Genomic DNA, 12085 nt, shown 5'->3' with positions numbered 1-12085 from the left:
TCAGACCTTGCCTTGGAGCAAACCATCAAGTTTTTGAGCCCCCTCAAGGGCATGCAACTCATCGCAGCCACCAATGCTCAGATCATCGATAAAGATCTGGGGCAACGTGTTTTTCCCCCCAGCCCGGCTCGCCATCGCTGCGCGGGCTTCCTGGTCGCCATCGATGGCGTGCTCCTGGTAACTCACCCTTTTGCGATCCAAGAGAGCCTTGGCACGCAGGCAGAATGGGCATGACTGCCAGGTATAGATCTCAACCTTGGCCATGGCACTGTGATGACGTCACTGAGATCCTATGCAGGCTGGCCCCGCTGATAGCGTCAGATCTCTGGACTCAAGCACCAACGTTGCTGGACCTCACCGACTTCAAACGCGATCTTTCTGAGCTCACCGACCGCCTGGGCCAAGCCCAGGACTGTCTTTGACGTTCCTGCTCTAAACGCTCGCCAACAAGATCTTGAGCAACTCGCTGCTCAACCAGATTTCTGGGACGACCAGCAAAACGCCCAGAAGCAGATGCGTCAGCTGGACGAAGTTAAAGCCCAGCTGGTGCAAATCACGCTCTGGCGGAGTGCCGTCAATGATGCCCAAGCAACCTTAGAGCTCTACGACCTGGAGCCAGACGACGAGATGCTCAGCGAAGCCCAATCGGGGCTGAAACAGCTACGCCAAGGGCTTGATCGCTGGGAGCTCGAGCGACTACTTAGCGGCGAGTACGACAAGGAAGGAGCCGTGCTCTCAATTAACGCTGGAGCTGGTGGCACAGATGCTCAAGACTGGGCTCAGATGCTGCTCAGGATGTACACCCGCTGGGCAGAGGATCACGACATGACAGTGACCGTAGACGAGCTTTCCGAAGGAGAAGAGGCCGGAATTAAAAGCGCCACGGTAGAGATTGAAGGCCGCTATGCCTACGGCTACCTGCGTAATGAAAAGGGCACCCACCGCTTGGTGAGAATCTCGCCTTTTAACGCCAATGGCAAGCGCCAAACAAGCTTTGCAGGCGTGGAGATCATGCCAAAAATCGATAAGGAAGTAGAGCTCGATATCCCCGAGAAAGATCTAGAAGTCACCACCAGCCGCTCCGGGGGCGCCGGGGGCCAAAACGTCAACAAGGTGGAGACAGCCGTACGCATTCTGCATATCCCAACAGGATTAGCGGTGCGCTGTACGCAAGAGCGCTCACAACTACAAAACAAAGAGAAGGCTTTGGCTCTACTGAAAGCCAAGCTGATGGTGATCGCCCAGGAGCAGCGTGCTGCAGAGATCGCTGACATCCGCGGCGATATCGTAGAAGCTGCCTGGGGCAATCAGATCCGCAACTATGTCTTCCATCCCTACCAAATGGTGAAAGACCTGCGCACAGCAGAAGAAACCACAGACGTGCAAGCGGTGATGAATGGTGATTTAGACCGATTCATTCAGACCCTGCTGCGTCAGGGTGTCGATCGTCCAGGCAGTGATATGGATCACTAAATCAGACATACCAATGACGACAGATCCAAGCTCCAAGGAGCCTCCATCACAAGCAACACCACCGCCAAGCTTCGTGAAACTGGCAATGCGCAACATGGTGCGCAAAGGTGGACAGAGCCTTTGGCACTTCGGCCTCACCGCCTTTGGCGTTGTGGGGTTCATCTTGATGATTGCCTGGCTAGGCAGGCCCACACTTCCCCATTGATATTGATGCGCGCATGAGCGCACTGCAAAGCTCTCCGATCAACCTCGACCTCGATCTGGCCTTTCATCCCGCCAACGATGATGCTTTGACGAGCTTGGTTGATGCAGACACAAAGCGCCGCCTCACTAACGCAAGTCCCTGGCAGCAAGACCTCACAGCCTGGATTGAAAGCGTCCGTCGTGACCCAACCCTGACCTGTCCTGAGATTGTGCGCCTCAGCCCGATGCTCAGCCTGGGACTTCAACTCACGGATGACGCCACCATCACCGAACTGAATCACGCTTGGCGTCAACGATCTGAAACGACTGACGTCCTCTCCTTCCCAGCAGTGGATAACAGCCTCGTCCTACCAACAGACACTTGCGTCGAACTGGGCGACATTGTCGTCTCAGTGCAAACAGCACAACGCCAAGCCAAACAACACAGCCATGAACTTGGCCTAGAACTCCGCTGGCTGGTAAGCCATGGCCTCCTGCATCTACTGGGCTGGGACCACCCAACAGATCAGAGCCTGAAAACGATGCTGAGCTACCAGGAGCAACTTCTCAGCATCAACGGTAAGGTTCATCACCACTAGTGATGCAATCCAAGAGATCACTACATGCTCCCTCAGACCAACAATTTGTTGTCCGAAGAGATCACCCCACTATCCAATCAAGGGCATCAAGCTGCCCGGCGGGGCGCCTGGCGAATTGCCGCAGACCTACCAACCAGTTTTCGCTACGCAGCCCAAGGTCTGGCCTATGGCATCGTCAGTCAGCGCAACTTCCGTATCCATGTCGTGATCGGCGCCGTCGTTTTCGGTCTGGGGCTCTGGCTGCAACTGAATCTCAACGATCTAGCCGTATTGGTTCTCACGGTGGCGGCAGTGCTTGTCTTGGAGTTGCTCAATACATCCATCGAAGCTGTGGTGGACCTAGCAATCGGTCGCCGCTTTCACCCCCTTGCCCGCATCGCCAAAGACACTGCTGCTGCTGCTGTCATGGTTGCCGCCATTAGCTCTCTACTGATTGCCCTGCTTCTGCTGCTCCCTCCTCTACTGATCCGCCTTGGGCTCTGACGCCCTGCAGCCCCATGCTCCTAATTATCGACAACTACGACAGCTTCACCTTCAACCTGGTGCAGTATTTAGGGGAACTGGCCGCAAAGTATCCTGTCGCTGCTGATCTACGGGTTGAGCGCAACGATGCTCTCTGCCTAAGCCAAATCAGGGAGCTACACCCCGCCGCCATCCTGCTCTCACCTGGTCCGGGCAATCCTGATCAATCCGGAGTTTGCCTGGAGGTGCTGACCGAGCTGGCTCCCACAATCCCCACCCTCGGGGTGTGCTTGGGGCATCAAGCCCTAGCTCAAGCCTACGGAGGCAAGGTGGTGCAAGCTGATGAACTGATGCATGGCAAAACCTCTCCTGTGCTGCACAACGGCGAAGGGCTGTTTAAAGGCTTACCCCTACCACTCACTGCTACCAGATATCACAGCCTGATTGCAGAGCGAGAGAGCCTGCCGGACTGCCTAGAAGTCACAGCATGGCTAGAGGACGGCACAATCATGGGCCTACGTCATCGAACACACCCCCATCTACAAGGAGTGCAGTTCCATCCCGAAAGTGTGCTCACGGAGGCAGGTCATCAACTGCTTACCAACTTTTTGCGTCTGACAGAACCAAACGAAAAGCACTGCTAACTTCCATACCCTAATCACTTCCACTCATGCCTTCCCGCTTCAAGGTTCTGAGGCCCCGCAGCCTATCCGCCGCAACAGCAGTGGGGTTGATGCTGTCTACGGCATCCTCAGTTATGGCCGGTGGGGTCACAATCACCAGTTATGGCCACAGTGCCCTGCTCATCCAAGGCGGTGGGCAATCGGTGTTGCTCAACCCATTCAAGGCCGTGGGCTGTGCCGCAGGCCTGCGCGAGCCCAGGGTGAATGCCACTGTGATCCTTGCCAGCTCTGAGCTCGCTGATGAAGGGGCTCGAGTCGCGAGTGGTCGCTTTCTCGTGCAACCAGGTTCATACCGCATTGGCGGCTTAAACCTGGAGGGATTTGCGGCTCCCCATGACCGCCTTGGCGGTCGCCGTTTCGGCCAAGCCACCCTATGGCGCTGGCAACAGGGTGGCTTGCAGTTTGCTCACCTTGGCGGTAGCGCTGCCTCGTTATCGGGAGAAGACAAAGTTCTGCTTGGACGTCCCGACGTCTTGATCATCGGCGTAGGGGGTGGCGCCAAGGTCTATGACGGCGCTGAAGCAGCACGGGTCGTCAATGCACTCAATCCACGCCGAGTCATCCCAGTGCAATACGTGAGTGGTGCAGCGCCAAGCGACTGCGATCAAACTGGGGTGCAACCATTCCTTGATGCGATGGCAGGTACACCGGTCAAGCAGACAGGAACGACCATCAGCCTGCCGAGCGATCTGGGCGATGGGCCTGTCATTGAGGTGATGCGCTAACAGCGCATCAATAGCCTGAGTGAGTCGATCAGCATGGCTTGCCAGTCACTCAGGCTGCAAGAGACTCAACAGTGGCAAAGGCTTGCCAAAATTGCTGCATTTGCTCAATCGTGCCGATGCTGACCCGCAAGGATCCATCAATCAGCGGTTTACCAGTCATCAGCCGAACCAAGATGCCCCGCTTGCGCAAGGCTGCTTCCACCTCTGCTGGTTGCTGCTGCGGCCAGATCAACAGGTAATTCCCTCCATCGAGGTGGTAAGGCAAACCAGAGGCTTCAAGACGAGCGCTAATCCAATCACGCGCCTTCAACACATCAGCCACGTAGGCATCCACGTAAGCCTGATCATCAAGAGCCGCGAAAGCTGCTGTTACCGCAAAGCTATTGATGTCATAAGGCCCAGTCACACGACTGACGCGATCGATGACATCAGCAGAGCCGATCGCAAACCCCATGCGAAGACCCGCCAAACCTGCGGTTTTGGCTAACGAACGCAACACCAACAGATTCGGGGTAACACTGAAATCTGCTTGCGGCAAAACGCTATCGCCCGTGAACGCCTCATAAAGCTCATCGACTACCACCAACGTTTCAGGCGCAGCCATAGCAAGTTGCTGAATCTGTTCTGGTGCCAAACGAGTGCCTGTGGGATTGTTGGGATTGCAGAGCAACAACAGCCTTGGCTTCTGCTCCAGCACACGCTTACGAATCGCCTCAAGCGGAAAGCAAAAGTCGCTGCCTTCATAGGGAATAGCCAGAATCTCCATCCCCTGCATCTGGGCGCAGGGCGCGTAGTAGCCAAAGGTAGGGCTCGTTGTCAGTAAGCGATCACCACGATCGCCATAGGCATGAAAGATGGCGTGAATCGCTGCATCAACGCCGTTAAATAAGCCAATCTGACTAGGGCTAAGTGGCTGGGTCAGCCCTGGTCGGCCCTGATCACGATTGCTCAAATTGGCCACCACCGCTTCTTGCAACCCGTCGTACTCCGGATAAACAGCGATCTGATCAGCAGCAATAGCTCGCAACGCCTCGAGTACACGAGGGCTAGGGCCGATCGTATTTTCATTGAAATCAAGGCGCAGCAATCCACGGCGACCCTCAAGCGGAGCGCTATAGGCCTTCAGACACTCCACTTCCACCCGAGGAGCGGGGGCACCAGAACTCATTCGTGAAGGTGAAGACCCCATCACATCCGCTCCAGCGTGGGAATACCCAACAACGACAGCCCTAGTTTTAGGGTATCTGCCGTGAGCCGGCAGAGCGCTAGGCGACAGCTACGAGAGGGTTGCTCAGCTTTCAACACCGGCACCTGATCGTAAAAGCGATTAAACACCTGACTGAGCTCAAACAGATAGGTGCAGAGACGATTGGGTAACAACTCCTCCTCAACTTCGGCGATCACTGCATCAAACTTGAGTAACTCCCGCACTAAAGCCCATTCCTGCGTTTCACTGAACTGAAGCTCAGCCGTAGTGACATCAAGATCACCCCCCTTGCGCGCAATACCGGCGATACGAACAACGGCATAAAGCAGATAGGGAGCTGTATTGCCCTGCAGAGCAAGCATGCGATCAAAACTGAACTGGTAGTTGGTGATTCGGTTCTGGCTGAGATCGGCATACTTCACTGCTGCCAGCCCCACCGTGGTGGCCACCTGCTGAATAAAAGATTCATCTTCATCCCGCCCCTCCTCCTGCAGCCGACGGCGCAGATCAGACTCAGCGCGCTCGACAGCCTCATCCAGTAACTCGCGCAGGCGCACCGTGTCACCAGCACGCGTTTTGAGCTTCTTGCCATCTGCCCCCTGAACCAGGCCAAAAGGCACGTGCTGGAGACGTCCAGCATCAGGGATCCAACCAGCGCGATTCGCCACCTGGAACACGCCAGCGAAATGATTGGCCTGGCCAGCATCGGTCACGTAAATCACACGCCGAGCGCCATCCCCTTGAGGAGGAGCAGCAAAGCGATAGCGCATGGCTGCCAGATCGGTGGTGGCGTAATTGAAGCCACCATCACTCTTCTGAACAATCACAGGCAGAGGTTTGCCGTCCTTACCCGTAACACCCTCAAGGAAGACACACTGAGCGCCGTCATCGGTAACGAGCAAACTGGAGACATTGAGATCCTCAACGACGCTCTCGAGATAGGGGTTATAAAACGATTCACCACGCTCGTTGAGACGAACATCAAGCCGATCGTAGATCTTTTGAAATTCACGGCGCGACTGTTCACATAGCAATCCCCAGGCCTTAAGGGATAAAGGATCTCCCCCTTGTAATTTCACCACCTCCTCACGGGAGGTGGTCTGAAAAGCCTCGTCGTCATCAAAGCGTTGCTTGGCCTGGCGATAAAACACCACAAGATCGCCAAGATCAACAGCATCAGCTGTTTCAAGAGCCTCTGGTGCCACTTGCTTCAAGTGGGTAATCAACATCCCAAACTGCGTACCCCAATCGCCTACATGGTTAAGACGCAGCACGAGGTGTCCACGAAACTCCAACACCCGAGCAAGGGAATCGCCAATGATCGTGGAACGCAAGTGCCCCACATGCATCTCCTTGGCGATGTTGGGGCTGGAGAAATCCACCACCACTGGAGTAGGCTGTTGCCCATCGTTATCGCCCTCCACCAGCGGCACGCCCAGACGAGCATCAGCCAGCCTTGCCTGCACTTCAGCAGCCAGGCATTCGGGCCGGACGGTGAGATTAATGAAACCTGGCCCAGCAATTTCTGGCGTCAAGCAAATGGCAGTGAATTCCGTATCGACCATCAGCTGGTCGACAATCGCTGCAGCAATTTGACGCGGAGGCTGCTTGAGCGGCTTAGCGAGGGGTAAGGCAGCATTCGCCTGAAAATCACCAAATTCAGGCTTGCTGGCTGGGGCCAATTGTGGATCCAAGCCAGTGCCACTCACACCTGCTGAGGCTGCGGCTTCAGGGAAGGCACGGTCGATCGCCGCACGCAGTTGACTCTCCAGAGCGTGGGCAAGGCTGAGCATGAACTCCGCAGCGAAATGGACCTGCAATCACCCTGATCATCACTGACCACGATGCCGGCAACCCACCAGCCTGCTTCAGCACTGTTCTTAAGCGATCACCATTAACACTGCACGCGGATCTTTTAAACGGTGAACGAGCAGCAGGAAGAGCTTGGCTCGCTAAACCTGAGAGCTTCCTTCTCCGTCTAGGTTCTCGGCTCAACAGAAGCTGGATCAGCAGAGCCAAGCCACTAATCATTTCGTTCTCGTAATCAGTGACTCGTTAACCCCTTGCTGATGATTCTGCGCTGATGCCGCAAGGCCATGGCTCGATCCAAACGCTTACTGCCTTCTGGCTGCAGTTTTCATATCACGCTGCGCTGCAATAGCCGTCAGTTCTTGATTGCTAAAGCCCTTAGGCGTGATGTGTTGTTGGCGGTACTTAAAAAGGCCAAGCAGAAATTTGCCGTGAAGGTTTATGGGCTCTGCCTGATGGCTAACCACCTTCACTTGCTCATCAGGCCAACCAATGCCAAGAAGCTGCCTAGGTTGATGCACTGGTTTGCTTGGTATTCCGCCATGGCCTTGAACCGCTTGAGCGGGCGTTGCGGGCACTTCTGGGAGGCCAGGTATTTCTCAACGCCGATCCACCCCAAAGACCACAGAAGAGAGTTGAACACCTTGAGGACTATCCATGCCAACCCAAAAGCGGCTGGGGTAAGGAAAGGCTTTTATGACCCCTATTCCAACTATGGCCACTACAGCAGGTTGCAAGCAGATGGCATCAGCGAATGGAGCCCTGCCTTTTTAAAGCTCTCGGAAACACTGGATGGTTGTGCCAAGCGTTATGAGCGTTTCTGCCAGCGCTATCGCCATAAGAGCAAAGGCGCTCCTTGCAGTACACCTTGGAATCCCCAGTTGAATTTGACCGCATCCTTGAGGTTGATCTCCATCACCCCCAGATCTGCTGCACTGACATCGTCTTGAGCAGCGACTGGCAGGATTGGAGAACCAGCTAAGGAAAGAGCATTAGCACTCGCTATCGATAGAGGAAGACGAAGGGAACGCAGCTCTTGGATTGACTAACTGATCAGCTCATAATGCTTTGAACACTGGCTTGCAAAGCAGAGCGTGAGGCAGTCGTTGGGTTGGCTAGCAAGATTGGCTTAAAGCCGAACAACCTCAATACCACTTAGGCAGGCGTCGTTGATTCAAACCGCATGCTGATATCAAGCCAGGGGCTGCGCGTCACTGGAGCACTCGTCGAGATCAAGTCAATCCCCGTTGCCGCATAGGCATACAACTGGCCAGGGTCCACACCAGACGCCTCCAGAACCACAGACCCTTCAGCTCTTTGCTCTGCCAATAGACGCAAGCGAGGCACCAAATCTTGCAACTGAGCAGGGGAAAATTCATCGAGCAGCACCCCATCGGCTCCAGCCCGAATCGCCTCATCAGCCTGGTCGGCAGTTTCAGCTTCAACGATCACTTGAGCTGGCCATGGTGCGCTTGTGCGAACAGCGGCGACAGCTGCAGCCATGCCGCCAGCCCAAGCCAAATGGTTCTCCTTGAGCATGGCGGCATCATCCAAACCACAACGGTGATTCACTCCCCCCCCACAGCGAACGGCGTACTTCTCCAACACACGTAGCCCAGGAGTGGTCTTACGGGTGTCAGCCAAGCGCACAGACGACCCACGCAACTGATCCACGAGCCCGGCAGTTGCGGTTGCCACGCCAGACAATCGCATCGCCAAATTCAGTGCTGTGCGCTCAACAGCCGCCAACGCTGAGGCCTGCCCCTCAAGCCGCAGTAAGTCTTGGCCAACTGAAACTGAAGCCCCTTCAGTGACGAGAAGCTGCACCCTGGCCTTTGAATCAAGCGCATGCAGCAATGGCTCAACGAGCACTCCACCACAAAACAGACCATCGGCTTTCGCTCGCCAACACGCACGACCATGACAACCACTCAAAGCAGGAGCGGTGAGATCACCACGACCGAGATCTTCTGCCAACCAGCTCTCAAGCCTGCTGCGCAGTTCTGGAGTCAGGGTCAGCGAAGGTGAAGAGACTGGCATTGAAAACATCTTGCAAACAAAAAGACAATCTTTCGAGGAGTGATTAACTAGGCAGAAAAAAGCATTTTGACACTATGAATTAACAATAGTGAGTTTCCATTGACGCCTACTTGCCAATACAGAAACGCGAAAAGATTCGATCAAGCACAGCTTCTGTGATCTCCTCGCCAATAATTTCCCCCAAGCTGCTGATCGCTTGCCGCAGATCAATGGTCCAGAAATCCCAGGGCAACTGATGCTCTGCTGCTTCCTGACTACGGCTCAAGGCAATTGCTGCTGCTGCGGCAAGATCTTGCTGCCGTTGATTGAGAGCAACCACCAACCCCTGCGCTTCGCTGGCCCCACAAGTCTTCAAAACAGCCTCAATCAAGGCCTCTTCTCCTTGCCCAGTGAGTGCGCTCAACATCACATCCACAGTCTTGCCATCGACCTGATTGCCAAGTGAAGCAGCCATCGAGGCAGGCTGAAGATCAGCTTTATTACCCACAAGAAGCCTTGGCAGATCATCTGGGATCTGAGCGAGCAACGCCGCATCTTCGGATGTCCATCCCAGGCTGAGATCAAACACCAACACCGCCACATCTGCTGCAGCGAGAGCCTGATGACTACGGTCTATCCCAAGTTGCTCCAGCGCATCCTGCGTGGCGCGAATGCCTGCGGTGTCAACCAAGGTGATCGGCACACCCTCCAGCACAATCTCGCTCTCCAAGACATCCCTGGTCGTACCAGGAAGATCCGTCACGATCGCCCGCTCCCGGCGGCTGAGGCGATTCAACAGGGAGCTCTTACCAACATTAGGGCGACCGACCAGAGCCACCTGCAGCCCCTGGCGCAACACATCACCACGCTTGGCATCTTCAACAAGCTGTTCGAGCTCTCGCCGCACGCACTGCAACTCAAGTAACAACTCAGCACCATCGAGAGGGGGAAGATCCTCCTCAAAATCAACCCTGGCCTCCAGCTCACTGAGCTGATCCAACAACCTTTCCCGCAGGGAGGTGATACGGCGCTGAATGCCTCCATCAACTCCCGTCATCGCCAACTGGGCTGCTCGACGACTACGCGCCGCCACAAGTTCACTGATCGCCTCCGCCTGGGTGAGGTCAAGCCGGCCGTTGAGCACCGCCCGCTGGCTGAACTCTCCAGGCAATGCCCGGCGCACATGCGGCTGAGCCAACACACGCTCAAGCACCCGCTGAACAGCCATCAATCCACCATGACAGTGGATCTCCACAACATCCTCGCCAGTGAAACTGCGTGGCCCCTTCATCAGCAACACAAGAACTTCATCGATCCGTTCCTTGCCGCTCTCATCCATCACATGGCCATACAACACACGATGACTAACCCAAAGTTGTTGCCCGGGGATCGACACCACACTCCGCCCAACGACCTCAGCCGCTGGCCCAGAAAGCCGCACCACAGCAATACCCCCTTGGCCTGGTGCGACCGCCGTTGCCACTGCGGCAATCGTGTGTTGAGGCGGGATAGGAGAAGACATCATCACTGGCACCTTCAGCCCTTCCTACGATCAAAGGCACCCTGCAGCACCATTGCTTCGGTCTGGCCATGATCCAGCAAAACCTCCAGGGCATCAACAGGCGACTTCGCCGCTGGCTTGTTTGGCTCTGGCAGCAAGAAGGAACGCCAGGGCAACGGGCGCGAGGGGTCGCAGCGGGAGTGTTCAGCGGCTGCTTCCCTTTCTTCGGGTTACAGACACTGATGGGTGTCGCCTTAGCAAGTGTGGTGCGCGGCAACCATGTACTGGCTGCCATAGGCACCTGGATCAGTAACCCGATCACCTATTTGCCGCTCTATTGGTTCAACTATCAAGTTGGCTGTTACCTGATTGGCCAAGGGCAAAATGACCTTTACCTCACTAAAGTCAATGACCAAGATCTTTGGGCTCAAGGCTGGGCCTTCAGCACTCGCCTTTTACTTGGATCAAGCTTGGTAGGAGCAATCGCAGCTCTATTCGCAAGCTGCGCTGTCTATGGGTTGCTCAAAGGGCCAGCAAAAGCAAAATCGCGAAAGCGAATTTATCGCAGACGAAGCCAAAGTAATACATGATTAAACCGAAATTAGCTTACCTAGGCTGAGATCTACTGAATTGCAATCCTCTTAGGAATCAAGCGAAAGGCCTGTATTGAATGTCAAAGTGATGATGGGGCTGTCGAGAGTTGTCTCAATAGCCATAATTATAAAAGATTTAAATTTATCGTCGTAAGATCATAACGGTTAGCTACAGCTAATGTGATCAAAGAGGCTGATGGAGCAATCCCCTCCGACCTTAAGTTGATGAATCTCACGATCCTGAATATCCAGCAAAGGAGCTAAGGTAGCTTATGCCTCCACTACCCCCGCGACTGATACGCCGTGCACTTCTTCTCGATGTGGTGCTGGCGTTGGTCTTCCTCAGCCTCTCTTTATTTGCCGAAGAACAGGTCTGGCGTTTAATCTGGGGTTGCGGCGCCTTGCTCGCAGTGGTCGATGCCCTAGTAGCCAATCGATTCCTTGACGAGGAAGACCTGGACTGAGGAAAATAACTAAAATTTTCTGTATTTGAGCTCTTCGCTTATAATATCTATATTGAGATAAACTTATTTTTTATAAAATATAGATTTTAATAAAAAAGTTACAAGAGCGTAAAAAATCAGTTCGACGACAACCTCAACTCCTGGGCCAGTAAAAGGCCAAAGAATTGATGCTAATTCGAGCATTAACGCGATTATGGCAATATAACGTACAACAATATAGACACTAAAAAAATCAACCCCCAGGAGATAGGCCTGGAAGGGGAAAGAGTCAATCCCTTAAAGACTTGAATTAGCCGGTCATACATAAAACTGGACCAAAGAACTTAGGCCATCTATTAGGTGTAGGTATTTTCTTTGCAGTCGTTGC

14 protein-coding genes are annotated in these 12085 nt (G+C 54.5%); 9 read left to right on the top strand and 5 right to left on the bottom strand.

Annotation, left to right across the window (positions count from 1 at the left end; all coding sequences use genetic code 11):
- Positions 1–264 (bottom strand): glutaredoxin 3, encoded by a 264-nt coding sequence (gene grxC / locus SIB80_RS02290; protein WP_063420600.1) that lies wholly within the window; start codon positions 262–264, stop codon positions 1–3.
- Positions 265–344: 80 nt separating this feature from the next.
- On the opposite strand from grxC, the gene prfB reads away from it, so the two are divergent.
- From prfB to SIB80_RS02260, 6 genes are all read left to right on the top strand, one after another.
- Positions 345–1473 (top strand): peptide chain release factor 2 gene (gene prfB, locus SIB80_RS02285; protein WP_169190029.1). Its coding sequence is split into 2 segments (ribosomal slippage): positions 345–419 and positions 421–1473, totalling 1128 coding nucleotides; the frame shifts between segments, so codons are not numbered across the junction.
- A 13-nt stretch (positions 1474–1486) separates the two neighbouring features.
- Positions 1487–1678: a DUF3285 domain-containing protein gene (locus SIB80_RS02280; RefSeq protein ID WP_011131429.1), complete on the top strand. Its 192-nt coding sequence runs from the start codon at positions 1487–1489 to the stop codon at positions 1676–1678.
- A 13-nt stretch (positions 1679–1691) separates the two neighbouring features.
- Positions 1692–2255, top strand: a complete 564-nt coding sequence (ybeY, locus tag SIB80_RS02275; protein WP_063420602.1) for an rRNA maturation RNase YbeY — start codon at positions 1692–1694, stop codon at positions 2253–2255.
- 24 nt (positions 2256–2279) lie between these two features.
- Positions 2280–2738 carry a diacylglycerol kinase family protein gene (locus tag SIB80_RS02270; RefSeq protein ID WP_063398742.1) on the top strand — a complete coding sequence of 153 codons (459 nt, stop codon included), beginning with the start codon at positions 2280–2282 and terminating at the stop codon, positions 2736–2738.
- Between the two features lie 14 nt (positions 2739–2752).
- Positions 2753–3361, top strand: coding sequence for an anthranilate synthase component II (locus SIB80_RS02265; RefSeq protein ID WP_063420603.1), 609 nt, complete (start codon positions 2753–2755; stop codon positions 3359–3361).
- 26 nt (positions 3362–3387) lie between these two features.
- Positions 3388–4125: an MBL fold metallo-hydrolase gene (locus SIB80_RS02260; RefSeq protein ID WP_063420604.1), complete on the top strand. Its 738-nt coding sequence runs from the start codon at positions 3388–3390 to the stop codon at positions 4123–4125.
- Positions 4126–4174: 49 nt separating this feature from the next.
- Here the strand turns inward: SIB80_RS02260 and SIB80_RS02255 are convergent, their stop codons facing one another.
- Complete coding sequence (locus SIB80_RS02255; RefSeq protein ID WP_063420605.1) at positions 4175–5314, bottom strand: pyridoxal phosphate-dependent aminotransferase; 1140 nt, start codon at positions 5312–5314, stop codon at positions 4175–4177.
- Positions 5314–7125 carry an arginine--tRNA ligase gene (gene argS / locus SIB80_RS02250; RefSeq protein ID WP_063420606.1) on the bottom strand — a complete coding sequence of 604 codons (1812 nt, stop codon included), beginning with the start codon at positions 7123–7125 and terminating at the stop codon, positions 5314–5316. The genes SIB80_RS02255 and argS overlap by 1 nt, the downstream gene beginning before the upstream one ends.
- A 303-nt stretch (positions 7126–7428) precedes the next feature.
- Here argS and SIB80_RS02245 point away from each other — a divergent pair, with 303 nt between their 5' ends.
- Positions 7429–8091, top strand: a complete 663-nt coding sequence (locus tag SIB80_RS02245) for a transposase (RefSeq protein ID WP_169190028.1) — start codon at positions 7429–7431, stop codon at positions 8089–8091.
- 205 nt (positions 8092–8296) lie between these two features.
- On the opposite strand, the gene nadC is transcribed toward SIB80_RS02245, so the two are convergent.
- A complete protein-coding gene (gene nadC / locus SIB80_RS02240; protein WP_063420607.1) occupies positions 8297–9190 on the bottom strand; it encodes a carboxylating nicotinate-nucleotide diphosphorylase in 894 nt (297 codons plus the stop codon).
- A 97-nt stretch (positions 9191–9287) separates the two neighbouring features.
- The gene (gene mnmE / locus SIB80_RS02235; RefSeq protein WP_169190027.1) at positions 9288–10685 is read right to left on the bottom strand and encodes a tRNA uridine-5-carboxymethylaminomethyl(34) synthesis GTPase MnmE; all 1398 of its coding nucleotides are present in this window, start codon (positions 10683–10685) and stop codon (positions 9288–9290) included.
- A 65-nt stretch (positions 10686–10750) separates the two neighbouring features.
- Here mnmE and SIB80_RS02230 point away from each other — a divergent pair, with 65 nt between their 5' ends.
- The gene (locus SIB80_RS02230; RefSeq protein ID WP_063420609.1) at positions 10751–11251 is read left to right on the top strand and encodes a DUF2062 domain-containing protein; all 501 of its coding nucleotides are present in this window, start codon (positions 10751–10753) and stop codon (positions 11249–11251) included.
- Positions 11252–11526: 275 nt separating this feature from the next.
- A complete protein-coding gene (locus SIB80_RS02225; protein WP_063420610.1) occupies positions 11527–11718 on the top strand; it encodes a hypothetical protein in 192 nt (63 codons plus the stop codon).
- Positions 11719–12085: the final 367 nt, after the last annotated feature.

The sequence above is a fragment of the Prochlorococcus sp. MIT 1327 genome (assembly GCF_047304785.1).
In the GTDB taxonomy this organism is placed as follows: Bacteria; Cyanobacteriota; Cyanobacteriia; order PCC-6307; family Cyanobiaceae; genus Prochlorococcus; species Prochlorococcus marinus_D.
The sequence above is the reverse complement of the archived record's forward strand: the minus strand, read 5'-3'. Positions and strand labels throughout refer to the sequence as shown.